This is a genomic window from Dongia sp. agr-C8 (assembly GCF_054658695.1).
On record NZ_BAAGHZ010000002.1, the window covers coordinates 966,813 to 991,225 of the forward strand.

The following is a 24,413-nucleotide window of genomic DNA, read 5'->3' on the forward strand; positions in this document are numbered from 1 at the left end:
TTCTCCTTACTTCGGCCGCTTGGCGCCGTACTTCGAACGGCGCTGCTTGCGGTCCTTGACGCCCTGGGTGTCGAGCGTGCCGCGGATGATGTGATAGCGAACGCCCGGCAAATCCTTCACGCGGCCGCCGCGGATCATGACGACCGAGTGTTCCTGAAGGTTGTGGCCTTCGCCGGGGATGTAGGAGGTGACTTCGAAACCGTTGGTGAGGCGGACGCGGGCGACCTTACGGAGCGCCGAGTTCGGCTTCTTCGGGGTCGTCGTGTAAACGCGGGTGCAAACGCCACGCTTCTGCGGGTTCGCCTGGAGAGCCGGCACTTTGTTTCGCCCAACCAGTGGCGAGCGCGGCTTACGGATCAATTGGTTGATCGTCGGCATTCTTAGTCCTCACCTCGTGCGCGTCCGGACCGTGTCCATCGGGCGCTTTTCCAAACAGCGATACGCGAAACGACCGACATCCAGGCCTGCCCTCTCGGGCTATACCTCGATGCGGTCTCTTTGTACGCCTGCCCTCAAACTGAGAGAGCTATGTAATTTCAATGCTTTGTAGGGGGGCAGCGTCTGGTTCGTTGCATCCCGGAGGACGGCTGGAACCACCACCTGCCCCGTCAAAGGCGCGCGGAATATATTGATTCGGGCATGGGGCGTCAAGGAAAAGCGGAGAGGCCGATTCGCAAGGAAAACCAGCGGGTTAGTGCGAGTCTTGCGAATCTGTGCATGCACCCATTCCACGCCCCGATCCCGCCCTCCGGACCCGCAGAACCCGCGCGACCTCTACCCCAATGTGAGCTTCCAAATATAGTTAAACTTGTCCCGGAAGGACGCCAGTCATAGCCTCGTTTAGTCGTGGTCATGGGTGGACGAGGTCGACAGTGCGACTTTGGGGCGTTCTCTCCTTATTGCTGGCGGGCCTGCTGACCTGGGCCGGTCCGGCAGCGGCCGAGGCCCGGGTCGCCCTGGTCATCGGCAACAGCGATTACGGCTCCACCTTCAGCAGCCTGCCCAATCCGAAGAACGACGCCAAGCTGATCGAGAAGGCACTGAAGGGCGCCGGCTTCGAGGTCACGACGGTGCTCGACGCCGACCAGAAGCAGATGAAACGGGCCTTTGCCGATTTCGGGGAGAAACTCGCCAGCAAGGGCAAGGATGCCGTCGGCCTCTTCTACTACGCCGGCCACGGCGTCCAGGTGGACGGCAAGAACTTCCTCATCCCGACCAAGGCCGAGATCAGGAACGCCAAGGACGTCGACATGGAAGCGGTCGATGCCGACTGGGTGCTCCAGCAGATGGAGTTCGCCGGCAACCGCATGAACATCATCATCCTCGACGCCTGCCGCAACAACCCGCTCCCGAGTGACAAGCGTTCGGCCGACAAGGGGTTGGCCCGCATGGACGCGCCGAAGGGCAGCTTCCTCGCCTATTCGACCGCTCCCGGTGCCACCGCGGTCGACGGCAAGGGTTCGAACAGCCCCTATTCCGCCGCCCTGGCCAAGGCGATCGAGAGCGACGCCGTGCCGCTGGAGCAGCTGTTCCGCAATGTCCGGGTCAACGTGATGAACGCGACCGGCGAGGAGCAGGTCCCCTGGGATGCGTCATCCCTAACCGGCGAGTTCTACTTCAAGAAACCGGACGGATCCGCGCCCGCGCAGCAGACCGCGGTGCTGGCCCCTGCCCCGGCGCCGGCGCCCAGCACCGGCGATGCCGTCGGCACCAGCCGCACGCCGGAACCGGCAGTGGCGCCCGGCAAGGTGTTCCGCGACTGCCCCGACTGCCCCGAACTGGTCGCGGTCCCGGCGGGCAGCTTCAGCATGGGCGTCAGCACGGGCGACCAGGCCAATCGTCCGGAGGAGAAGCCCGCCCACAAGGTCGACGTCAAATCCTTCGCGATCATGACCAAGGAAGTCACCCGCGATCAATTCGACGCCTTCGTCCTGGCCACCGCGCGCGACACCAGCGGCGGCTGCCAGCAATCGGATGGCGGGAACGGCAAGTGGGACGAAAAGGGCGACTACCTGCATCCGGGCATCGACCAGCAGGGCAACCACCCCGTCGTCTGCGTCAATGGCTACGACGCCGCCGACTACGCGGCCTGGCTGAGCGAAAAGACCGGCAAGCAGTACCGCCTGCCGAGCGAAGCCGAATGGGAATACGCCGCGCGCGCCGGCAAGAAGACGTCTTATCCCTGGGGCAACGATATCAGCGCGAACGGCTGCCGGTTCATCAACGCGATGGATGCCAGTGGGCATAAGAAATACCCGATCAACGAAGCCCTGGGGTGCGACGACAAGTTCACCACCACCGCCCCGGTCGGATCGTTCCCGGCCAATGCCTTCGGCATCTATGACATGCTCGGGAATGTCTGGGAGCTGGTCGGCGACTGCTACCACAATACCTACCAGGGCGCGCCGACCGACGGCTCCGCCTGGGTGGAAGGCTGCGAGACGCCGATCGAAGGCAAGGCGGAGGATGGTCCGTTCCAGCCCATGCGCGGCGGCGCCTGGCTGGAGAATCCCTGGGATTCGCGGCTGAGCGCGCGTTGGGCCGCGACATCCAACGGACGGGAGACATCCATCGGCTTCCGCCTGGCGCGGGATCTCGACTAGGATCGACCTTCACCTTCGGGTAGGAGCGCTGGGGTCCATGGCGAAGCATCCGTTTCGGATCTTCTCCATCATCTGGTTGTTGTTGATCGCGGCCGCGCTTCCGGCCGCAGCCGAGACGCGCCTGGCGCTCGTCATCGGCAACGGCAGCTATGGCGGCGGAATCGGCCCGCTCGCCAATGCGCCGAACGACGCCACCCTCATAACCAAGGCGCTGCAGTCGGCCGGCTTCGCCGTCACCACCGTGATCGATGCCGATCAGAAGGCGATGAAGCGCGCCTTCGCCGATTTCGGGCAATCGCTGGCTGCTGCCGGCGCCGATACCGTCGGTCTCTTCTACTACGCCGGCCACGGGGTGCAGGTGGACGGCAAGAACTTCCTGGTCCCGTCGGGCGCTGCAATCCAGAACCAGGCCGATGTCGAGATGGAAGCGGTCGATGCCAACTGGGTGCTTAAGCAGATGGAATTCGCCGGCAACCGGATGAACATCATCATCCTCGACGCCTGCCGCAACAATCCGCTGCCGCCGGGCACCCGCTCGCTGGAGAACGGGCTCGCCCGCATGGACGCGCCGACCGGCAGCTTCATCGCCTATTCGACCGCGCCGGGCGCCGTGGCGCTCGACGGCGCCGGCAGCAACAGCCCCTATTCGCAGGCGCTCGCCGCCGCGATCGAGAGCCAGCAGCTGCCGCTGGAGCTGCTGTTCCGCCAGGTCCGGGTCGAGGTGATGAGCCAGACGGGCAACAAGCAGGTGCCTTGGGACTCCTCGTCGCTCACCGGCGAGTTCTACTTCAAGGCGCCGGGCGATGCACCGGTCGTCGCGGCGCCCGCACCCGCGCAAGCGGCAGCCGTGCCACCGGCACCCGCGCCGATGCCAGAGCCGGTCACCCGCGGCCAGACCCTGGCGCTGCCAGCTCCGTCCGGCCAGCCCTTCACCGACTGTGCCGATTGCCCGGAGATGATGGTGGTGCCGGCCGGCCGCTTCATGCTCGGTTCTGCGGCCTCGGACGGGAACCACCGCGAGAACGAGGGACCGCAGACCGAGGTCACGATTCCGCTGCCCTTCGCGCTGATGACGACCGAAGTCGCGCGCGACGACTATGCCGCCTTCGTGCTGCAGACCAAACGCGAGGGCGGGAAGGGCTGCTTCATCGCCGACGGCGGCGAAGGCGTCAGCGATGCGAATGCCGATTTCATGCGGCCCGGCTTCGAGCAGGGCGGACGGCATCCCGCGGTCTGCGTCAGCTGGACCGACGCGCAGGATTACGCCGCCTGGCTCAGCCAAAAGACCGGGCAGCGCTATCGCCTGCCGAGCGAGCAGGAGTTCGAATACGCCGCGCGTGCGGGGCGCAACGGCAGCTGGCCCTGGGGCGAGGAGCCTTTCGCCAAGAACGGCTGCCGCGCCGCCAATGTCTTCGACGCCAGCGGCAAGACGAAGTATCCGACCGTCGAGGATGGGCTGCCCTGCGACGACGGCTTCGCGCAGACCGCGCCGGTCGATGCCCTCGCTGCGAACGCCTTCGGCTTGAAAGGCATGATCGGCAATGTCTGGGAATGGGTCGCCGATTGCTATCACCCGAGCTATGCCGGGGCACCCACCGACGGCGGCGCCTGGATCGAAGACGGCTGCACCGAGCGCGGCATCCGCGGCAGCGGCTACCTCAACAACGCCTGGCAAAGCCGCTTCGCCATGCGCAGCAGCGCCGGTCCCAACAGCCGAGAGGCCACGCTCGGCTTCCGCCTGGCGCGCGACTTCTGAGGCCCGTCGCCGCTTTCCATCGCGCGGCGCCGTCTGCTATTCACGCATCAGCATAAGCGCGATGGGACCCAGCAGATGAGTTACGGCCTCTATATCGGCAAGAACCTGACCGCGGACGGGATCGCCTATCTCGCCGGCTACGGCGACGAGCCTTCCAGCCATTGGCTCGAGATCGAGCCCCGGCGGCGCCATGGCGGCGGCGAGATGATCACCGTTGGCGTGACGCCCGCCGCCGACCTGCCCGGCTTGCTGCTGCAGATTCCCCAGGTCGCCGAGACCGCGCGCCATATTCGGGTGAGTTACTCCTACTACAAGGGCGTGCCGGCGCCGCTCACCAACGGCGGCCTCAATGAGCACGGCGTTGCGGTGCGCGACATCTGGTCGACCTCGCGCGCCGATCTCATCGGGATGACGCCGCCGACCCAGACCGGGCCGAACTACAGCGACCTCGCGCGGCTGGTGCTGGAGCGCGCCCGCAGCGCGCGCGAGGGCGTCGCGCTCATCGCCACGATGATCGCGGAGCACGGCTATTCGGACTACGGCGGCAACTCCCACCTGATCGCCGATCCCGACGAAGCCTGGGTGGTGATCGAATGCTCCGGCGGGCAGAAGCTCTGGGCCGCGGAACGCCTCGGCGCCGACAGCATCCGCGCTTCGCGCCCCGGCTTCATCGGCGTCATTCCGGTCGACCAGCCGGACCATCCGGATTTCCTCTATGCGCCGCACCTGGTTGCCTTCGCCCGCAAGCAAGGCTGGTACCGCGACGGCGCGCCCTTCGACTTCAACCAGGTCTACGGCGACGGCAAGGGTCCTTGGGCCGGCATGCAGTGGATCGAGGCGGAGATGCGGGCGCGGGCCGCGCGGCCGGAAAAGATCGGCCTTGCCGACGCCATGTGGGCGGTCCGCACCGAGAAGCTGACCGGCGACACCGCCGGCTACGGCCAGGTCGTGCCGCTGCATCACCCGCGCCACGACGCCTTGCGATATCTCTGGCATACCCAGGTCGGCGCCGTGGCGGCGCCCTTCGTGCCCGTCTTCATGGGCATGCGGGATGTGCCGGAGGAATACCGACAGCATCGCTATCTCACCGTGGGCGAGGCTTCACGCTTCATGGATCTGCGCCATGCGCGCAACGGCAATTCGGATTCAGTCTCGGCAATTCCCCAGGGGATCGAGTCGACACGCTCGGCCGCCCAGGTCTTCAAGCGGCTGCTCTACCTCGTGTTCCAGAACCCGGAAACCTTCCTGCCGGAAGTGATGGAAACCTGGACCGCGGTGGAACGCCGGCTCGCCGCGGCGCAGCCCTCGGTGCTGCGCACGGCCGAAACCTTGATCGCTGCCGGCGAATTGGAGCTGGCGTGCGACTATTTGACCTACTATGGGCGCAGTGAGCTCTCGAATGCGCTGACGCTGGCGGAAACCTTGGCCGAGAGCATTGAAGCCCGGACTCGCGCGCGGTTCGGGATTCGCACGGATGCCGAGCCGCTCGCGCCGGAGCAGATTTGGTAACTCACCCTTGCGTCCGGCGCCGCCGCTGAGATTTGCGCATGCCCCCGATCACCTTTGCGTGGGAACCGTGATCGGGCGTGAGACGAAACTTGCTTGTTGATGCCTCCGCGCGAATTTCTATTGCACGCAACCGGCCCGCGCATAGGCCGGTGTGAGAAGCGTAAAGACTTCTTGAACTTTCATTCACGGATTGCATGACCCACATGCGCCGCGGTGGAGTTGCCAATTTCGCGCGCATCCGTCATTCCACTGCGCCAATCGAAGGGCGCGCATCCGATCCGGTCGCGCCCGTTTCATTTCAGATGATCAACCGTCGAATGCCAGCGGGCTGATGCCGTGGGGGCAGCTGCGCCGCAGGAAAGCGAACCATGCCGAGTGCATCCTTCAACCAACGCGACCACAGAGCGGGCGCGGGCCGCGCGCGTGTCGGGCGGATCGACATCGATCCGGCGACGCGGCGCCTGATCGACTCCGGGGCCGAGCCCTTGCTGGGCCAGTTCCTCCGCACCTGGGAATCCCTCGTTGCCGCGAAGGGCCGTTATCCGTCTCGCAATGAGATCGATCCGGCCGCGCTCGGCGCGAAGCTGCTGCCCAATGTGTTCCTGGTCGATGTCGTCGACACCCCGGGCTTGTCGGCGCCGCGCTTCCGCTTCCGGCTGCTCGGCCAGGCCATCATCGAGCGCGAGCCGACGCGCGCCGGCGCCTTCGTCGATCAGATCGGCGCGACGGCCGACATTGTCGGGATCGAGCATCACTATATCGGTGCGCTCGAGGGCAAGGTCTGGATCCGCGAGGCGAGCCTCGCCTGGAGCGATCCGCGCGGCGGCTATCTGCGCTACCGCGTGATGATGCTGCCGCTCTCGGAAGACGGCGAGACCGTCACCCACCTCATCGGCCTGGCGCTCTACGCGTTCTGACCGCGTTTGCGGCCGCGGAACAGCAGCCACAGGGCGATCGCCATGTTGAGCAGGTTCCAGACGATGCCGTTCAGGAAGGCGGCGCTGTAGGAGCCGGTCCAGTCGAAGATCAGGCCGGTCATCCAGCCGCCGATCGCCATGCCGATCACGGTCGACATCAGCACCAGGCTGACCCGCACCCCGGCCTGCCGCGCCGGAAAGTACTGCCGGACGATCAGCGCATAGCTCGGCACGATCCCGCCTTGGCTCAAGCCGAACAGCGCCGACACGACATAGAGCGAGGTCAGGCCGTTGAACGGGATGTAGAACAGCAAGGTCACGCATTGCAGCACCGAGCCCAGGATCAGCGTGCCGACGCCGCCGATCTTGTCGGCGATCAGCCCCGAGCCCAGGCGGCTGATCACACCCATTCCCAGCATCACCGAGAGCATCTCGGCGCCGCGCGCCGGCCCGTAGCCGAGGTCGGTGCAATAGGCGACGATATGCACCTGCGGCATCGACATGGCGACGCAGCAGGCGACGCCCGCCAGCATCAGGAGCGGCTGCAGAAACTTCGGCGCGGCGAGCAGCTGATGCGCACCGGATCCATTGCCCCCGCCGTTGCCGGCGGGATGATAGTCGGCGATCGCCGGCCGCCGCTTCAGGAACAAGGCCAACGGCAGCATGGTGACCAGGCAGAGGATGCCGATGCCGAGATAGGCGTCGCGCCAGCCGTAGTTCGAGATAGCGTATTCCAGCAGCGGCGGCCAGATCGTGCCGGCGAGATAGTTGCCGCTGGCGACGATCGCGACGGCGAGGCCACGCTGCTTCTGGAACCAGTGGGTGGTGTCGGCCACCAGCGGCCCGAAGGTGGCGCTGCTGCCGAGCATGCCGATCAGGACCGCCTGGATGGCGATGAACTGCCAATAGCTGGTGCTGAAGGCGCCGGCGATGAAACCCAGGCCCAAGGTAGCGGCACCGATCAGCAGCGGCAGCAGGATTCCGAACTTGTCGGCCAAGCGACCCAGGGTGATGCCGCCGATCGCAAAGCCCACCATGGTCGCGGTATAGGGCAGCGAGCCGCCCGCGCGCCCGACGTTGAACTCCTGCTCGATCGTGGTCAGCACCACGACCGGCGCCCAGAGCCCGATCCCGCCCACGGTCGCCAGGCCGAGCGAAGCCGCGACCCGGCCCCAGGCATAGAGACTGTCCGGCGCGTGCTGCGATGTCATGCTTTCCCCTGGCGATTCTTGGAGCGGATTGTCCGCGACAATGCGCCGATCTTGCTATGATATTTCCTCAGGGGGGCGACCGCGCCGGTGGCGGGTCTGCCAAATTGTGAGGGTACAATGTCAAAGAGGCTCGACGGCAAGTCAGCGCTGGTCACCGGAGCGACCTCCGGCATCGGTCTGGCCATCGCCGAACGTTTCGCCGCGGAGGGCGCGCGCCTGCTGCTGACCGGGCGGAACAGCGACAGCGGCGAGCAGCTGGCGAAGAAGCTCGGCGCCGGCTTCATCGCCGGCGATGTGACCGCGCCCGGCATCGCCGACGATCTGGTCCAGGAGACCGTGCAGCGCTTCGGCCGGATCGACATCCTGATCAACAACGCCGGCATCGTGCATCGCGGTACCGCGCTCGAGACCTCGGACGCGGACTTCGCCCGCGTCATGGCGGTCAACGTCGAGGCGGTGTTCCGCTTCTCCCGCGCCGCGGTGCGCCGCATGATCGCGCAGTTCGATGCCACCGGCCATGGCGGCTCGATCGTCAACATCGCCTCGGACTGGGCCTTCGTCGCCGGCCGCGCCGAGCTCGCCTATTGCACCTCGAAAGGCGCCGTCGTGCAGATGACCCGCGCGCTCGCCGTCGATCACGCGCGCCAGGGCATCCGGGTCAACGCCGTGGCGCCCGGCGACGTCGAGACGCCGATGCTGCTCTCCGGCATCGTCCAGCGTGGCCGGAGCGCCGCCGAGGGCCTGGCCGAGAACGGGGCCGCCATCCCGATGGGCCGGGTCGGCCAGCCGCCGGAAATCGCCGCGGCGGTCGCTTTCCTCGCCAGCGACGAGGCCAGCTTCATCACCGGCACGACTTTGCTGGTGGACGGCGGCAATACCGCCATCTGAGGATCAACAGGGAGACCACGAGACCCATGCCCGGCCTAGCCATCAGCGAACGCGCCCGCCAGCTCTATCGCGAGGCCCTGGTCTGGGACGACCATGCCGGCTTCGACCCGGTCGGCGGCGCCGATCGCCTGGAGAATCTGCAGCGCTGGGTGAAATCCGGCGTGCACTATCTCTCGATCAATGTCGGCTATGACGTGATCGACTGGCAGACCAGCCTCGCGGTCCTGGCTGGCTTCCGCGCCTGGCTGCAGCAGCGTCCGGAGCAGTACCGCCTCGTCCGCACCGCCGACGACATCCTGCGGGCCAAGGCGGAGGGCAAGCTCGCCGTCGCCTTCGATCTCGAGGGCATGAACGCGCTGAACGGCAGCGCCGACATGGTCAACGTCTACTATGCGCTGGGCGTGCGGCAGATGCTGTTCGCCTACAATCTCAACAATCTGGTCGGCGGCGGCTGCCACGACGCCGATACCGGCCTGACCGCGCTCGGCCGCGCCGTGATCCGCGAGATGAACCGTGTCGGCATGCTGGTCGATTGCTCGCACAGCGCCTATCGCACCACCATGGAGGCGATGGAGACTTCGGAGGCACCGGTGATCTTCTCCCATTCCTGCGCCAAGGCGCTCTGGCCGCACGGGCGCAACATCACCGACGAGCAGATCAAAGCCTGCGCGCGGACCGGCGGGGTTGTCGGCATCAACGGAATCGGCAACTTCCTCGGCCGCAACGACATCAGCAGCAAGACCTTCGTCGACCACGTCGCCTATGTCGCCGGCCTGGTCGGCGCGGCGCATGTCGGCATCTCATTGGACTACGCCTTCGATGCCGAGAATGTGGACGACCTGGTCAGCGGCAACAGTCGATACTGGCCCAAGGAAGAGTACCAAACCGCCTCGCTCTACCTGCCGCCGGAACAGCTCCCCGAAATCGTCGAGACCATGGTGCAGCGCGGATTCAGCGATGCCGAGATCACCGGCATCCTCGGCGGCAATTTCCTCCGCGTTGCGAAGGCGGTCTGGAAATAGCTATTTCCAGAGCTGGGTCAGCGGGCCGCCGGGCCCGGAGACCGGATCGGAATCGGGGAAGGACAAGGCTGCAATCCGCGCGACCATTTGCGGTGTCGCGACATCGCGGTTGAGGTCGGGATGCTGCTGCGGCGGATAGGCACCGACCACCAGGAAGCCGCCGGTCGATTCCAGCTTGCAATGCCCGGTGCCGGCCGGCAGCACCGCAACATCGCCGGCGTTGACCGTGATCTCCTGCCCGTCCGGCCCGCCGAGCAGCAGCCGCGCGCTGCCGCCGGCGAAGCCCAGGGCCTCATGCGCGGCGGTGTGATAATGGTGATAGGCGTAGACACCGTTGCGCCAGGCGGCGGGCCAGCCGTTGCGGTCGAACATCGCCTCGAACCTCTCCGCCGGATCCTTGCCGGAAATCTCCACCGCGTTGCGATAGAGCAGCACCGGAAGGCGCGGGTTATTCGGCGTCAGCCTGCCCGGCTTCAGCAGCAGGGCCTCCGGCTTCGGCAGCGTCTCAACCATTCGGATGCTCCTCAGGCTCGCAGGTAGCGCTCGATAAGAACCACGTCGATCAGCTCCGGTTGCATATGGCGCTCCGCATACTGGAGATAGGCGCCAGAGGTCAGGAACAGCTCGAAGATCTCAGGATCGATATGCGCATCGTCGCGCATCCGCGCCATGATGGAAATGGACTCCGAAAGCGATTTCGCCTTCTTGTAGGGCCGGTCCGCGGCGGTCAGCGCCTCGAAGATGTCGGCCACCGCCATCATCCGAGCCGCCACACTCATCTCCTCGCGCCGGAGACGCCGCGGATAACCGGTCCCGTCCATCTTCTCATGATGCCCGCCGGCGATCTCGGGCACGTTGCGTAGGTGGCGCGGCAGCGGCAGGCGGTGCAGCATGCGGATGGTTTCGATCATGTGCGCATTGATCTTGAACCGTTCCTCCTCGGTCAGGGTGCCGCGCGGAACGGTCAGGTTGTAGATCTCGCCGCGATTGTACAGCACCTCCGGCACATCGACCTTGAAGCCCCAGGGGTTGTCGGCGGCAATCCGCTCCCGCTCGCCGCGGAATATGATGTGCTCCGGCCGGTCGGCCAGCAGCGGCTCGACCACCGGGAGCGCAGCCGCCGGCGTGCGGGCCTTGCGCTCGGTCTCCTCGTGCGAGAGGCCGATGCGGTCGTCAAGCGTGCGGGTCCAGGTACGCCGGGCGATGTCTTTCACGCGCGCGATCTTCTCCGGCGACATGAACTCGCCCCCGACATTGCTTTCGGCAATGAAGGCGAACTCGTCATCCAGCAGCCGCCACAGCCGCTGCAGGCCCAGCAGGCGCTGTTCGCGGGCCTCGCCGTCGAGGCCGGCTTCTGCGATCTCCTTCCAGCAGGCCACCTCCGCTTCGCGCTTGATGACCTCGAAGCGCATGCGCACTTCGTGCAGCCGGTCGGTGATCGTCTCCAGCTTGGTCGCCTTGTCGATCACATGGTCCGGCGACGTCACCTTGCCGCAATCGTGCAGCCAGCCGGCGATGTGCAGCTCCTCCCATTGCTCCTCGCTCAGCTTGAAGTCCTTGAACGGACCTTCGTCGGCCTCCTCAGCCGCCTTGGCCAGCATCTTCAACAGGGTCGGCACCCGCTGGCAATGGCCGCTGGTATAGGGACTCTTGGCGTCGATCGCCCCGGCCAGCAGCTCGATGATCGCCAGCATCAGCCGCTTCTGCTCCTCGATGAGGCGGTTGGTCTCGATCGCGACCGCCGCGGTGCCGGACACCGCCTCGACGAAGGCCAGGACGTCGGCGCGGGCCGCCTCCTCGCGGCGGATCTCCGGATTCTGCGAGAGCATCAGCACGCCGACCAGATCGCCCTGGCGGTTCTTCAGCGGCAGCGCCATGACACGGAATGCCTGGCGGTGCTCGAAGCCGGGATACCAGAGCGCCATCTGATCCGATGTCACTTCGGTCTCCATGGTCGACCGCCGCATCGCCGCCTGGAGCGCCGGATGATCGTCGTCCGCGGCCGGCCGCAGGTTCGGCGGCGCACCGCCGAGCTGCCCGCCGTCGAACCGCGCCAGCGCCCCGGTCAGGCTGCCGTCCGGCTCGGCCAGATAGACGAAGCCGGCGCGCGCCCCGGTGATGCTGATGGTCTCGGCCAGGATCTCATCCAGCAGCCGGTCGAAGCGCCGCTCGCCGCCGAGCAGAGCCCCGATCGCCAGCAGCCGGCTGATCGTGTTCTTCATGGCGCCCATCGCCACAGCGAGGCGGTCGATCTCGACCACGAAGGAACGCACGTCGAACGGTCCGTCGAACTTCAAGGCATTGATCTCACGCGCCGCCCGGGTCAGGCGGTCGAGCGAGCGGCTGATCAGCCGGGCGATGACCAGCGCCGCCAGCGTCGCGACCGTGAGCGCGGCCAGGCTGATCACGAGCATCCAGCTGCGCTGGCGGTCGGCATCGGCCAGGATTTCGCGCTGCGGCGTCGCGATCGCCAGCGAGATCGATTCCTTGCCGCTGATCAGCGGCACATAGTAGGTCAGCCAGGGCGTTCCATCGACCTCGAAGGAGTTGATCGCCGATTGCGCCGCATAGGAGCGCCCGGCGATCTGCTCCAGGACCGGCCGCTTCAGGTCGGCGATCTTGGGCAGCACCGGAGCGCCGCTTGCGTCCATCGCCGAGGGCTGCTTGGTCTCGCTGTTGGCGAGCACATGGCCCGCCTCGTCGACGATTGCGAGCACCGAATAGGGCGTCGACTTCGATGAACGCAGCGCCTCGGAGAGATAGTCGAGCGTGACATCGACGCCGATCACCGCCGGCCCGTCCGGGCTGCGCTGGCTGATCGTGACGCCGACCTGGCGCGTGGTGAAGAAGACATAGGGGGCACTCATGCTGGGACCGCCGATGCCATCGGCGGCCTTGAACCAGCCGCGCTGGCGCGGGTCATAGGTATAGTTCGGCATCGCCCGGTTCTCGAGCAGTGCCCCGCCCTTGTCGAAGAACAGATATCTCCCCCTGCGCTTGCCCGTCTCGTCCTGCGCCAGGCTTTGCACCAGATAGATCGCGCCGCTCGGCGGTGTGAGCGCTATGCCCCAATCGGATCCAGCGTCGATCGGTCGCGCCAGGATGAAGTCGCCGTTATCATAGCCGACATAGGCCGCCGACAGCTGGACACCGCTCCGCAGCGACTCCAACAGCAGCGCAACGGCGCTGAGGCGCGCTTCTTCCGTCTGCGCGGTGACCAGCCGGCTGCGCGACAGCAGGCGTACCGAAAGCAGCGCCGGCTCGGTGATGCGGCGGAGGCCTTGGCGGGTCTGTTCGCCGGTACGCTCGAACAGTGCGCCGGCGGAGACCAGAAGCATGTTCTTGGTCTGGAGATACTGCGCCGTGATCGTGACCGCCGCGAAGGCGAACAGGAGCGCCACGAACAGCGTTGCGATGTAGGCATAGAGTGAAAAGCCCTTAGGCCTGGGCTGCATGCCTGGCTATTCCCTGGTCAGGAATCCAATTTTACAGGCTTGGCAAATGATTGTCATTCCTGGCCCAAAGCCCAAGCCAGCGCCCGCCCGCCGTCTCGGCCCAGCTGGTGGACCGGCGGCCGCTGACCGCCGGGTCAAGGCTGCGGCGTGAGCTTGCGGATTTCTTCCGCCACCATCTCCTGCAGTTTCCAGAGATGACTGTCGTGGATGCCGTATTCCTCGAGCTTGGTGATGGTCTGGTAAAGATAGTTGGCGCAGGACCCCAGATGTCCCGCGGCCCGCGCCAGGACCCTGGCAACCTCCCGATCCGGCAGCTTGCCGGTATAGTAGCTGGCGCGCGGTCCGGCGTAGAAGGTGAGCGCCCGGACCCTGCCCAGATCGCCCCTGGCGGTGATCCAGCGCAGCTCGCCGAGGTCCTGACGCTGATCGATTTCGCGGCGAAGCAGCTTGCCCAGCTGGGCGAACTGGTCGTCATCGGGCAGGCGGCAGAGCACGCCGTGGCAGGCGCCGCCGTGATCGAGCGCCATCATCAGCCCGGGGCAATCCGGCGTGCCGCGCCAGCGCTTCAGCTCCAGGCAGAAGGAGCGATGCCAGCCATGCGCGGTCGCGCGATGATGTTCGACGAAGGCGCATTCGGGTCGCCAGATCAGCGAGCCGTAAGCGAAGATCCAGAGCGGGCCGCCCTTCTGCGCCGCGATCAGCTCCGCCGTGAGGGCATCATAGTCGGCTTCCGTGAGGTAGACGCGGTCCGGCAGCGGTCCGGGATCCGGCTCCTTGCGCTCGACCAGGGACACCAGTTCGGCGGTCAGCGAGAGCGGCAATTTTCGCAGCGCCTTGGATGAACGGGCACGCATGATGTCCCCAGGATCGAGCTCGACCCAAGCATAACGGCCTTGTGATCCGGGCGCCAGGGCTGCCCGTTTCGCTTCCGGGGAACCGGCACGCGCCATGCATCGTTTAGGGGAACTTGAATTCCTGATCAACGAGAGTGAGAGACGTGATTCGTATAAGCCGTCGCATAGAAGGCCTCATGCCCCTGGCGTTGCCGCTGGGAGCCGCGCTGCTCTTATCCGGCTGCGCCGGCAACGTCGAAGGCAAGATGCTGCACGCACCGGAAACCTTCACCGGCGAATCGACCGGCAGCATCGACGGCAACGGCACGCTCACGCTGACCAGCAACCGCGGCGCGACCTGCAGCGGGCCCTACCGGCAGGTGCCCAACGACAATGCCGGCGAGGTCGCCGGCCATTCTACGGAGAACGGCGTTGCCACGCTCACCTGCAGCGACGGCCGCACCGGCAAGGTGATGTTCACCATCGGCGCGGATCAGGCGGTCGGCACCGGCATGCTCGGCGAGGACATCGTCATGCTGCAGATCGCGGAATACTGAGACCTCAACGCGGCGGGGCGCCGCGATTGGCGAGGACGCGGTCGATGGTCTCGACCAGTTTCGACTGACGGAACGGCTTGTCGATCACCGCCGCGGCGCCGAGATGCTCGGCGACCGAGAGCTGGTCGTATTCGCCGGTGCCCGAGCTTGAGCCTGACATGGCGATGACCGGCGTCCGGATGCCGTTGTTGCGCAGCCAGTTCAGCAATTCGAACCCATCGCCGGCCGGCATGTAGATATCGGTGATGATGATATCCGGCGCGCGGCTGGTGACGGAATCGATCGCCGTCCGCGCGTCTTCGGCGCACTGCACGTCATATCCGACGGACTCGATCATGCGGCGCAACGTCTCCAGCAGTGCGGGGTCGTCATCGACGATCAGCACCGCCCAGGGCCCTTCAGCGATCATCCTGGACTCCGTCGCGACGGCGTTGCGGGACTTGACCGTTCTGTCCATCGGCACGCCACCCTGTTTGGCCTCGCGTCTTGCCTGCGGCGTGGGCGTGGTTAATTTCTTGTAACCTCGCGCCGAAACCACATTCAGCATTCAAACCCGGAAATGGAATTTTGGTTCCGGGAGGCCGCGGCTCGAGGCCTGTGCGTCCTTGGCTAGAGCAGCCCTTCCATCAAGCGGGACCAGAACCCGCGCAGCCGGTCGCCGAGGCTCCGCTGCGCTTCCCAACTCGCCTGGTCGATCTGCTTCGAGGTCTGCTCGCCTTCCTGGAAGATGGCTTCGAGATCCTCGGCCGCCTTCTTCCCCAGGATGACGGCGTCGATCTCGTCATTGAACAGCACGCTGCGGTGATCGAAGTTCGACGAGCCGACGGCAGACCACACGCCATCGATCGTCACGGTCTTCGAATGGAGCACCACGTTCCGGGTCTCGAAGATCTTCACCCCGGCTTCCAGCAGGTCGCTGTAATGCGAGCGCGCGGCCTCGACCGCTGGAGGAGAATCGCTCCTCTCCGGGACCATCACCCGGACATCGACCCCGCGCCGCGCAGCGTCGAGCAGCGCCTCCATTTCGTCCGGCGTCGGCACGAAATAGGCATTGCTGATCCATATCTTGCTCTCGGCGCTGCGCAGCGCCGAGACCAGGGTCACGTAGTAGCGGGAGATCTCTTGCTTCGGCGTGCTGCCGATGACGCGGACGACATGGCTGCCCGCCGCCTTTTGCTTCGGGAAGTATGCCGCCTGATCGAACTTCGCGCCGCCTTCCTCGTTCCAGTGCACGAAGAACAGTTTCTGGATCTCGGCCACCGCCGGCCCTTCGATCCGGATCGAGGTGTCGCGCCAATGCCGCGGCAGGCCGGTTTGTGGATTCTCCTCGCCCGCCTCATCGTCGTCGCTGCCCGGCGATTTGCTCTCGTAGCTCTTGCTCAGGTTGACGCCGCCCATCACCGCGATCCGGCCGTCCGCCACCAGGATCTTGCGATGGTCGCGGTCGTTGCCGTCGATGACGTTGGCCGGGCTGGGATCGATGGGATGAAAGCTGAGCAGCTTCGCGCCGGCCTTCTCGAGGCGGTCGAAGAAGTCGTCCGGGGTCTCGCTGGAACCGTAGCTGTCATAGATGATGTTGACGGCGACCCCCTGCCGCAGCTTCGCGACCAGCATATCGGCCAGCAACCGGCCGTTGCCGTCCGGTGTTTCAAGCGTCACATCCTCGATGGTGTAGTATTCGAGGTTGAGGGTCTCACGGGCCGCGCTGATCGCCGCCCCCATCGCGGCAAAGGTCTGGTCGCCGTCACGCAGGACCTCGACCGCGTTGTCGGCGGTGAGCGGGCTGCCGGCGACGCCTTCCTCGACCTGCAGATGCCGCTGCAGGATCGCGCTGCCCTCGGCGCCGCTTCCCAATCTTTTGATGAGCGCTTGGCTCGCCGCGGGTGTAAGGGGACCCTCGGCGCCCTGCACGACCGGCTTCGACTCCGCGGCCGACTTGGCGATGCTCTCATCGGCATCCGGGACGGCACAGGCCGTGAGGCCTGCCGCCAATGCCAGGACTCCGCAGCGCGTGATATGCAGGATTGAAGACATGGCCCGACGATCCGTTTGCGCCCCGGAAGAACCCACTGGCGAAGCGAAGCGTTCCGTTGGGCGTTCAAGCCGACGCGATCGGTGCGGGGATCTTTTTTTGCAACGCGATGGAATAAAATCGAAAATGAAGCCGACCGCCGTCCTTGCGCTCCTGCTCCTGCTCGCCGCCTGTGCAGCCAACCGGACGGTCGAGGCGCGCATCTCCAGCACCGGCGAAAGCTTCACCGGCACCTTCGATCCCGGCAGCTTCGGCGGCTCGCTGGAGATGGAGAGCGACCGGACGCGGTGCACCGGCCGCAGCACCGGCTCGGAGACGATCGGCACGACCGTCGTCGTGCTGCTTTGCGACGACGGTCGCGCGGGATCGGCGGTACTGCTCGACGGCCCGACCCGGTCGACCGGGACGGGCGTGCTGGGCGAGGATCAGGTCAGCCTGTCGATCTTGCGCTGACCTAGCTCAGGTGGTGCGCCGGTTCGAGGCCGTAGACCGGCGTGGGCAGGCCTTCCATCCGCGCCTTCAACTGCAGCGACAGGAACTGCGAGTAGTGCCGCGACTGGTGCAGATTGCCGCCGTGGAACCAGAGCGCCTCCTGCTGGGTCGGCTTCCACATGTTGCGGAACTCGCCTTCCCAGGGACCGGGATCCTTTGTGGTGTTCGAGCCGAGGCCCCAGACCTTCCCGACCTTGTCGGCGACTTCCTGTGAAATCAGCAATGCCGCCCAGCCGTTCATCGAGCCGTAGCCGGTCGCATAAACGATCAGGTCGGCCGGCAGCTCGCTGCCGTCGGTGAACCTGACGCCGGTCGCGGTGATCCGCTCGACCTTGCCCTGCTTCAGCTTGATCGAACCGTTGCAAATCAGTTCCGAGGCACCGACGTCGATATAGTAGCCGGAGCCGCGACGGTAGTACTTCAAGGGCAGCCCGCTCTCGTCGTCGCCGAAGTCGAGCAGGAAGCCGGCCTTCTCCAGGCGGGCGTAGAAATCGGCGTCACGGCGTTTCATTTCCGCGGTCAGCGGCTTGTGGAGGTCGGCCATCAGCGCGTAGGGAACCGAAGCGGCGATCAGGTCGGCCTGGTCGCAAGTGATGCCGCGCTCGAGCGCATCTTCGCCCCAGAGCGGGTAGGTGAAGAGCTCCATCAACGTCTCCGAGCGCGATACATGCGTCGAGGAGCGCTGCACCATGGTCACGTCGGCGCCGTTCTCCCAGAGATCGGCGGCGATGTCATGCGCCGAGTTGTTGGAGCCGATGACGACGCATTTCTTGCCCTTCCAGTCCTCGCCGCCGGGATGCTGGCTGGAATGGCGCTGCTGGCCCTTGAAATCCTTCATGCCCGGATAGTCCGGCATGTTGGGCAGGCCAGCCTGGCCGGTCGCGAGCACGAGCTGCTTGGGGCGCAAGGTCACCGGCTTGCCGTCGCGCACGACCTCGACGGTCCATTCCTTCTTCGCGGCATCGTATTGCGCATGCTTGCACTCGGTCTTGCCCCAGAAGTTGAGCTCCATGATCTTGGCATAGCTCTCGAGCCAGTCGCCGATCTTGTCCTTGGGCGAGAACACCGGCCAATCGTCGGGGAACGGCAGGTAGGGCATATGGTCGTACCAGACCGGATCATGCAGGCAGAGCGACTTGTAGCGCTTGCGCCAGGAATCGCCCGGCCGCTCGTTCTTGTCGACGATGATGGTCGGAACGCCGAGCCGCTTCAGGCGGGCGCCCAGGGCGAGGCCGCCTTGCCCGCCGCCGATGATCACGACATAGGGCTGCTTCGAATAGCCGAGCGTCGCCTCGTCCTCGGTCTTCTGCTCGAGCCAGGTCTTGCGGCCGGGATGAATGCCGTGCTCGGCGCCGTTCCAGCGCCGGCGGCCCTTCTTCTCCTCGAAACCCTTCAGTTCCTGCGCGGTCGTCAGCAGGGTCCAGGCCTTGTCGCCTTTCAGGCGGAGATGGCCGCGGCCGCGCGCCGCCGCGGTCTCGAAGGTGAACCAGGCCTCGGTGACGCCGTCCTTCTCGGTGGCCTCGCCGTCGAGCTTCCAGTTGCCGGGCCGGGACGAGGCGAGCGTGCCCCTCAGCATGTCGGCGATCGCGTCGCGGCCTGCGACGGTCTTGATGTTCCAGGTGAAGGCGATCAGGTCGCGCCAGTGACTCTCGGTCTCGAACAGTGCCGCCGCGCCGACAGCGTCATTGCCCGCCAGCGCGGAGGAGAAGGCCGAAAGCCAGCGGGTCGCTCGCTCGGTCGGAGTGCTCATGCGTGTTCCTGCCCAATTGGTTGTTTTTCGTTCTCGGAAACGGACCGAAAGCTAAAACTGAAACTGCGCGCGATTCAACCGCGAACCACGCGAAGCAGTCCCGCCGGCCCCGCCGGCCGGCCTCAGTGTGCCGCCGGTTAGGACTCGAGGCAGGCGTAGACGGCGTCGATCAAAGACTTGCGGCGCGGGTCGATGCCGTCGTCGAAGCCGAGCATGCGGTTGGTGACATAGGCGAAGCCGAGCTTCGCCGCCGGGTCGGCGAAGCCGTAGCTGCCGCCCCAGCCGCTATGACCGAACGCGCCCTTGCCGGTGAGCGGGTTGTCGATCTGGAAGCCGGCGGCGAAGGCGGTCGGCGAGCCGAAGCCCTCGTCGATGCCGCGCACCCGCGGCCGTGCGGCCTCGGCGATCGTCTCGCGGCCCAGCAGGCCGGCGCCGCCGGCGGCCATGGCGCCATAGATCTTCGCCAGGCCCGCAGCGGTCGACTGGCCGTTGCCGCCGGGCACTTCGGCCGCGCGCCAGGCGCGGTGGTTGGGCGCCAGCGCCATCGGCGTCGGATTGGCGCAGGAATGCGGGAAGCGCGAGGCGAGCACAACAGGCACCCAGTCGGAGGCCTTCGGCCCTTCGATCATCTCGGCGACGCGGTGCTCCTCGCGCTGCGGCAGGCCGATGAAGAAATCCGCGCCCAGGGGCCCGGCGATTTCCTCGGCGACGAAACGGCCGATGCTGCGGCCGTCCACGCGCCGCAGCGGCTCGCCGGCCAGATGGCCGAAGCTGAGCGCGTGATAGATCGCCCGGCTGCCCGGCTCCCACAGCGGTGCCATCGCGGCCAGAGCCGCGACGTAGGGATGCCAGGCGAGCAGTCCCGCCTCGTCCATCGGCACCGCGAGGCCATTCAATCCCGCCTGATGCGAGAGCAGCAGATCGAGCGTGATCGTTTCCTTGCCGCCAGCGGCAAACTCCGGCCACCAGCGCGCGACCGGCGCCGCATAGTCCAGCTGGCCGCGCTCGACCAGCATCGCGACGGCCAAAGCCACCACGCCCTTGGTGCAGGACCAGACGTTGATCAGCGTGTCCTGCCGCCAGGGCCGCGTCTTCGCCGCGTCGGCATGGCCGCCCCAGAGCTCGACCACCGGCTTCCCATCGAGCACCACCGCGACCCCGCCGCCATGCTCGAGGCCGGCGGCGAAGTTCGATGCGAAGGCCGCGCGGACCCGGGAGAATTTCGGGTCGGTGGTGCCGGCGATCATGCGAGCGTCCGGCTCCAGGCGGCGACGCGGTCGGCCAGGGTCTTCAGATGATCGGCGACGCTGAAGCCGGAGACCGACTTGCGCGGCTTCAAGTCATGGTCGCCGTCCTCGAGCCAGAGCAGCTCGATCGCCTTGGAGAGACGGTAGCCCGCGACCTCGTCCGGCGTGCCGAAGGGATCGCGGGTGCCCTGGACGATCAGCGTCGGCGTCTTCAGAGCGGCGAGATGCGCGGTGCGGAGCTGCTGGGGCTTCTCCGGCGGATGGAAGGGATAGCCGAGGCAGAGCAGGCCGGCGATCCGGCCCTTCGCCAACTCGGCATCGGCGATCATACTGGCGACCCGGCCGCCCATCGACTTGCCGCCGATGATGAGCTTGGCTTTCGCCTGGAGCGCGTCGATCGCGGCCGCATATTCCGGCTGCACGCTCTCGGCCCGCGGCGGCGGCTTGCGCTGCCCCGACCTCCGGGCGGCCATGTAGGCGAACTCGAAGCGCGCAACGCGGAAGCCGGCGGCGGCCAAGGCTCTCGCGGTTGCCGTCATCGAGGCGGAATCCATCGGCGCGCCGGCGCCATGGGCGAGCAGGATCGTGGTGGCGGCCTTCTCGGGTCCGTCAAACAGGAAGTCGGGCATGGAACGGAAAAGGCGATCAGCCGGCCTTGCGGGCCTTCTTCTTGGCCGGCGGGGCGGTTTCGGCGGCGGCCTGCTGCGCGGCGTCGCGGGCCAGGCGGAGGGCCTTAAGTTTCGCGGTCTTCTGCGATTGGGCGTCGAACGCCCGCTCGCGTTCCTTGACGATCTCGACGTCCTTGGCGCGGTCCCGCTGGAACAGCTCGCGGGCCTTCTTGCGCGCTTCCTCGGCCTTGGCTTCGGTCGGTTTCAGCATGGTCGCGTGCCCTTCCCTGCCGCTCGTCTTCTATTGAAGCGCCGGGAGCCGCCGGGCGGATTGCACATCCGCACGGCGGCCCGGCTGTTCGATCAGAGCAGCTTCAGGTTGGCAGCGGCGGCCTTGCCGCGCTCCTCCTGGACGTCATAGCTGACCGCCTGCCCGTCCTTCAGTCCGGAGAGGCCGGCGCGCTCGACCGCGCTGATATGGACGAAGACGTCCTTGCCGCCGTCATCCGGCTGGATGAAGCCGAAGCCCTTTTGCGAATTGAACCATTTCACTTTTCCTGAAGCCATGGCAGCCCTTATGTTCACAAACGACGGTTGCCAGGAATGCGGTTTCACGCAGCGCGGCGATGCCGGGAAGCGACGAAATCGGCAGCTCTTCGGTGAAAGACTGCGCAGCCGACGGCCCCAATGGGGGCGGCCGGATCATGAGCGATTTTCGACAATATTACAATCCGCGTTCCAGCCCCCGCCGAAACCAGCCGCAAGCGCGCCGGCCGGTCCCGGCCGGGCGGGATCACTTTCCCTTGGAAAAGCCGCCGCCCGGCCCGCCGCCGGGCGGGGCGCCGATATAGCCGGCCTTCATCAGCCGGTCCCTGTACTGGGCGCAGAATTGCTGGATGTTGCCGTCGATCCGCGCCGCGGCCGGATCGCCGCCGGGGCCGCCGCTCTGGGTGAAGGAACTGCGGATCGGCCCGGTCGCCACCGCACCGCCGATCCAGCGCTGCATCGCCGCCCGCGAGGCGGGCGTCGCGCGGCCGGTGTCGAGCTGGTCGTAGATCAGGAACTGGTCGTTGAGCGGAATGCCGCTGGCCATCGCCTGGCCGATGCAGCGGGCGACGTCGGCGCGCTGCCCCTCGGGAAAGGCATCGGCCACCTGGGCGCCGTAGGTCCGGGCGAAGGCGCCGGCGAGATCCGGCGCGGCGCGCGGGCCGCCGCCGTGACCGCCGCCCTGCTGGCAGGCGGCAAGGGCGAGGGCGGCGCCGAGGAGAGCGGCGGCGGCGACGGTTCGGATCATGACTTCCCTCACTGGCTTCCCGCGCTGGCAGGCCGCGGAGTGTAGCACGGCCGCCGCCGGTGCGCGCAGCCGGCACGCGCGCGGGGGGAGACTTGCCAGGATGGTGCGAAACGCGCCAGCGGCGCGGCGTGCTGTGTCGAATGTCACTACAGGATGCGCGCGATCTCGGACAGTCTCCGCCGGCTTCGACGTGGGTCGAAGCGAGCAATCACAGCGAGCAACGCAAGGAGACGGAAATGGACAAGCATAAGGGCGCGTGCTTTTGCGGCGCGGTGGAGATCGAGGCGAGCGGAGCACCCGAGGCGATGGGCTATTGCCATTGCAGCTCCTGCCGCTCCTGGTCGGCGGGGCCGGTCAACGCCTTCACCCTGTGGAAGCCGGAGAATGTGAAGGTGACCAAGGGCCAGGCCTTCCTCGGCACCCACACCAAGAACCCGAGCAGCGACCGGCAGTTCTGCACCAAGTGCGGCGGCCATATCATGACCGGCCATCCGGGCCTGGGGCTGACCGACGTCTATGCCGCGACCATCCCGAGCCTCGCCTTCAAGCCCGGCGTGCATGTGAACTACGCCGAGACCGTGCTGCGGATGAAGGACGGCCTGCCGAAGCTGAAGGACTTCCCGAAGGAGTTCGGCGGGTCCGGCGAGATGGTGGCGGAGTAGCGGCGACCGCCCGGGACCGGGGCCGGAGAGACTTGCTCCGGCCCTACTCCACCAGCTTCACCTTGTCGCCCGGCTTCAGCTCGTCGCTTGCGGCGAGGCCGTTCAGCACGCGGAACCACTCGACCTTCTTCTCGGCGACCGCCATACGCTCGGCCAGGCTCTTCACCGTGTCGCCGCGGGCCACGGTGACGACATGGAGCCGCGGCGCCGGCGCCGGCTTGGCCTCGGCGCCCTCGAGCGGACGGAAGCTCTTCAGCGATTCCAGGAAGCCCTGGTCGAGCTCGTTGAAGGTGCGGCGGGGCGTCACGTACATCAGCTTGTAGAGCCGGTTGCTGGTGCCGCCGTCGCGCACCGCGGCCACGCGGATCATGAAGGGGTCCATGGCGACGGTGCCGGTGGCGCCGCGATAGCCTTCGATCTCCAGCGGGCGCACGTTGGCGACCGGCATCTCGTCGCTGATCGAGGTCTCGACATAGGTCACCATCGACTGGGCCCCCGGTGCCTGGTCGGTCTCCAGGATCATCGCCGCGTTGCGGCCGACGCCGAAGGCGCCGCTGCGGTCGGTCCAGAGATCGAAGTCGTCCGGTGCCTCGAAGCTGTAGCCCTGCACCGCGTTCACCAGGCGGTGGCCCTCGACCTTGCCCTCGCGGGGATCGGCGCCGAAGGTCATCCCGTCGATCGCCGCCAGATAGGCGTCGCGATCGGTCTTCGGGGCCAGGCCGGGCGCCGGCGCGGCGTTCTTCGCGGCCTCGCCCTGCACCGCCGCCAGGGCGCGGGATTCGCGCGCCGGCGTCGCCGGATGCGATTCGTCCAGCGCGAAGATGTCGTGCGCGACCGGGTTGCCCTTCATCCCGCCGTCGTCGAGCTCGGACTTCGCATGCTCGGCCTGCAGCATGCCGACCATTCCCTGCGGGTCGTAGCCGGCCAGCGTCATGTAGTGGATGCCGAGCGCGTCCGCCTCGAACTCCTGGTCCTGCGAATAGGCGGTGGACTCGGTCGCCTTCTCGGCCAGCTGCTGCGCCATCGCCAGATCGTCGGCGTTCTTGCTGGAATGCTTGAGCAGGACGCTGAGCACGCCGCTCACCGTATCGCGCTCCTTGCCGCGGAAGTGGAAGGCGTCGACATGGCCGATCTCATGGCCGAGGATCGCCGCGAGCTCGGCCTCGTTGTTGGCGAAGCTCAGCGCGCCGCGGGTGACATAGACATAGCCGCCGGGCAGCGCAAAGGCATTGATCTCCTCGTCATCGAGGATAGTGAAGGTGTAGCTCACGCCCTTGCGGACGGTGTGCTGCGCCAGCGCCTGGCCGACGCGGCTGACATAGGCGTTCAGCCCGGGCTGCGCATACAACCCATAGGCGGCGATCATCTCGACGTTGAGCTTCTCGCCGTAGCGGGCCTCGGTCGCGGCCGACACCCCGGGATAGATCGTCTTGCCGGTGACCGGGTTGACATTCCCGGCGGCGCAACCCGCCAGCGTTGCCGCCAGCAGCAGCGCCGCCAGCCGCATCCAGATCCCCAAACGCATGTTCCCGGCGCCCCGCCGCAAAGTTTGCCCCGCCGCGATATTCGCCCGGCGG

General features: G+C 66.8%; 23 protein-coding genes. 9 read left to right on the forward strand and 14 right to left on the reverse strand.

What is annotated here, in order from left to right; translation table 11 throughout:
- Positions 1 to 6: 6 nt before the first annotated feature.
- The gene (rpsL, locus tag ACYQ4T_RS12140; protein WP_395021916.1) at positions 7 to 378 is read right to left on the reverse strand and encodes a 30S ribosomal protein S12; all 372 of its coding nucleotides are present in this window, start codon (positions 376 to 378) and stop codon (positions 7 to 9) included.
- A gap of 494 nt (positions 379 to 872) precedes the next feature.
- Between rpsL and ACYQ4T_RS12145 the strand changes: the two genes are divergently transcribed.
- The 4 genes from ACYQ4T_RS12145 (at position 873) to ACYQ4T_RS12160 (ending at position 6,785) form a co-directional block, all read left to right on the forward strand.
- A complete protein-coding gene (locus ACYQ4T_RS12145; protein WP_459854238.1) occupies positions 873 to 2,603 on the forward strand; it encodes an SUMF1/EgtB/PvdO family nonheme iron enzyme in 1,731 nt (576 codons plus the stop codon).
- Positions 2,604 to 2,640: 37 nt separating this feature from the next.
- Entirely contained in the window at positions 2,641 to 4,359 is a 1,719-nt protein-coding gene (locus ACYQ4T_RS12150) for an SUMF1/EgtB/PvdO family nonheme iron enzyme (RefSeq protein WP_459854241.1), read from the forward strand.
- Between the two features lie 75 nt (positions 4,360 to 4,434).
- Positions 4,435 to 5,868: a C69 family dipeptidase gene (locus tag ACYQ4T_RS12155; RefSeq protein ID WP_459854243.1), complete on the forward strand. Its 1,434-nt coding sequence runs from the start codon at positions 4,435 to 4,437 to the stop codon at positions 5,866 to 5,868.
- Positions 5,869 to 6,236: 368 nt separating this feature from the next.
- Positions 6,237 to 6,785, forward strand: coding sequence for a PAS domain-containing protein (locus ACYQ4T_RS12160; RefSeq protein ID WP_459854246.1), 549 nt, complete (start codon positions 6,237 to 6,239; stop codon positions 6,783 to 6,785).
- Here ACYQ4T_RS12160 and ACYQ4T_RS12165 read toward each other — a convergent pair.
- Positions 6,773 to 7,996, reverse strand: coding sequence for an MFS transporter (locus tag ACYQ4T_RS12165; RefSeq protein WP_459854249.1), 1,224 nt, complete (start codon positions 7,994 to 7,996; stop codon positions 6,773 to 6,775). The genes ACYQ4T_RS12160 and ACYQ4T_RS12165 overlap by 13 nt on opposite strands.
- A 117-nt stretch (positions 7,997 to 8,113) precedes the next feature.
- On the opposite strand from ACYQ4T_RS12165, the gene ACYQ4T_RS12170 reads away from it, so the two are divergent.
- Entirely contained in the window at positions 8,114 to 8,884 is a 771-nt protein-coding gene (locus ACYQ4T_RS12170) for an SDR family NAD(P)-dependent oxidoreductase (protein ID WP_459854252.1), read from the forward strand.
- Between the two features lie 26 nt (positions 8,885 to 8,910).
- Complete coding sequence (locus ACYQ4T_RS12175; protein ID WP_459854254.1) at positions 8,911 to 9,906, forward strand: dipeptidase; 996 nt, start codon at positions 8,911 to 8,913, stop codon at positions 9,904 to 9,906.
- On the opposite strand, the gene ACYQ4T_RS12180 is transcribed toward ACYQ4T_RS12175, so the two are convergent.
- The 3 genes from ACYQ4T_RS12180 to ACYQ4T_RS12190 form a co-directional block, all read right to left on the reverse strand.
- A complete protein-coding gene (locus ACYQ4T_RS12180) occupies positions 9,907 to 10,419 on the reverse strand; it encodes a cupin (RefSeq protein ID WP_459854257.1) in 513 nt (170 codons plus the stop codon).
- A gap of 11 nt (positions 10,420 to 10,430) precedes the next feature.
- Positions 10,431 to 13,361, reverse strand: a complete 2,931-nt coding sequence (locus tag ACYQ4T_RS12185; protein WP_459854260.1) for an HD domain-containing phosphohydrolase — start codon at positions 13,359 to 13,361, stop codon at positions 10,431 to 10,433.
- A 134-nt stretch (positions 13,362 to 13,495) separates the two neighbouring features.
- Positions 13,496 to 14,215, reverse strand: coding sequence for a gamma-glutamylcyclotransferase (locus ACYQ4T_RS12190; protein WP_459854263.1), 720 nt, complete (start codon positions 14,213 to 14,215; stop codon positions 13,496 to 13,498).
- 176 nt (positions 14,216 to 14,391) lie between these two features.
- Between ACYQ4T_RS12190 and ACYQ4T_RS12195 the strand changes: the two genes are divergently transcribed.
- Entirely contained in the window at positions 14,392 to 14,751 is a 360-nt protein-coding gene (locus ACYQ4T_RS12195) for a hypothetical protein (protein ID WP_459854266.1), read from the forward strand.
- 4 nt (positions 14,752 to 14,755) lie between these two features.
- Here the strand turns inward: ACYQ4T_RS12195 and ACYQ4T_RS12200 are convergent, their stop codons facing one another.
- Together ACYQ4T_RS12200 and ACYQ4T_RS12205 are read right to left on the reverse strand one after the other, a co-directional pair.
- Complete coding sequence (locus ACYQ4T_RS12200) at positions 14,756 to 15,160, reverse strand: response regulator (RefSeq protein ID WP_459854269.1); 405 nt, start codon at positions 15,158 to 15,160, stop codon at positions 14,756 to 14,758.
- A 200-nt stretch (positions 15,161 to 15,360) separates the two neighbouring features.
- Positions 15,361 to 16,785, reverse strand: coding sequence for a phospholipase D-like domain-containing protein (locus tag ACYQ4T_RS12205; protein ID WP_459854272.1), 1,425 nt, complete (start codon positions 16,783 to 16,785; stop codon positions 15,361 to 15,363).
- 124 nt (positions 16,786 to 16,909) lie between these two features.
- On the opposite strand from ACYQ4T_RS12205, the gene ACYQ4T_RS12210 reads away from it, so the two are divergent.
- Positions 16,910 to 17,236 (forward strand): hypothetical protein, encoded by a 327-nt coding sequence (locus ACYQ4T_RS12210; protein ID WP_459854275.1) that lies wholly within the window; start codon positions 16,910 to 16,912, stop codon positions 17,234 to 17,236.
- Between the two features lies 1 nt (position 17,237).
- Here ACYQ4T_RS12210 and ACYQ4T_RS12215 read toward each other — a convergent pair whose 3' ends face one another.
- The 6 genes from ACYQ4T_RS12215 to ACYQ4T_RS12240 form a co-directional block, all read right to left on the reverse strand.
- Entirely contained in the window at positions 17,238 to 19,025 is a 1,788-nt protein-coding gene (locus ACYQ4T_RS12215) for a flavin-containing monooxygenase (RefSeq protein WP_459854278.1), read from the reverse strand.
- 137 nt (positions 19,026 to 19,162) lie between these two features.
- Positions 19,163 to 20,272 carry a serine hydrolase domain-containing protein gene (locus tag ACYQ4T_RS12220; protein WP_459854281.1) on the reverse strand — a complete coding sequence of 370 codons (1,110 nt, stop codon included), beginning with the start codon at positions 20,270 to 20,272 and terminating at the stop codon, positions 19,163 to 19,165.
- Positions 20,269 to 20,901 (reverse strand): alpha/beta hydrolase family protein, encoded by a 633-nt coding sequence (locus ACYQ4T_RS12225; RefSeq protein ID WP_459854284.1) that lies wholly within the window; start codon positions 20,899 to 20,901, stop codon positions 20,269 to 20,271. The genes ACYQ4T_RS12220 and ACYQ4T_RS12225 overlap by 4 nt, the downstream gene beginning before the upstream one ends.
- A gap of 16 nt (positions 20,902 to 20,917) precedes the next feature.
- Positions 20,918 to 21,151, reverse strand: coding sequence for a hypothetical protein (locus ACYQ4T_RS12230; RefSeq protein WP_459854287.1), 234 nt, complete (start codon positions 21,149 to 21,151; stop codon positions 20,918 to 20,920).
- 92 nt (positions 21,152 to 21,243) lie between these two features.
- Entirely contained in the window at positions 21,244 to 21,447 is a 204-nt protein-coding gene (locus ACYQ4T_RS12235) for a cold-shock protein (RefSeq protein ID WP_395021947.1), read from the reverse strand.
- A 226-nt stretch (positions 21,448 to 21,673) separates the two neighbouring features.
- Positions 21,674 to 22,174: a hypothetical protein gene (locus ACYQ4T_RS12240; protein WP_459854290.1), complete on the reverse strand. Its 501-nt coding sequence runs from the start codon at positions 22,172 to 22,174 to the stop codon at positions 21,674 to 21,676.
- A 236-nt stretch (positions 22,175 to 22,410) separates the two neighbouring features.
- Between ACYQ4T_RS12240 and ACYQ4T_RS12245 the strand changes: the two genes are divergently transcribed.
- The gene (locus ACYQ4T_RS12245) at positions 22,411 to 22,836 is read left to right on the forward strand and encodes a GFA family protein (RefSeq protein WP_459854293.1); all 426 of its coding nucleotides are present in this window, start codon (positions 22,411 to 22,413) and stop codon (positions 22,834 to 22,836) included.
- Between the two features lie 43 nt (positions 22,837 to 22,879).
- On the opposite strand, the gene ACYQ4T_RS12250 is transcribed toward ACYQ4T_RS12245, so the two are convergent.
- Complete coding sequence (locus ACYQ4T_RS12250; protein WP_459854296.1) at positions 22,880 to 24,361, reverse strand: M48 family metalloprotease; 1,482 nt, start codon at positions 24,359 to 24,361, stop codon at positions 22,880 to 22,882.
- Positions 24,362 to 24,413: the final 52 nt, after the last annotated feature.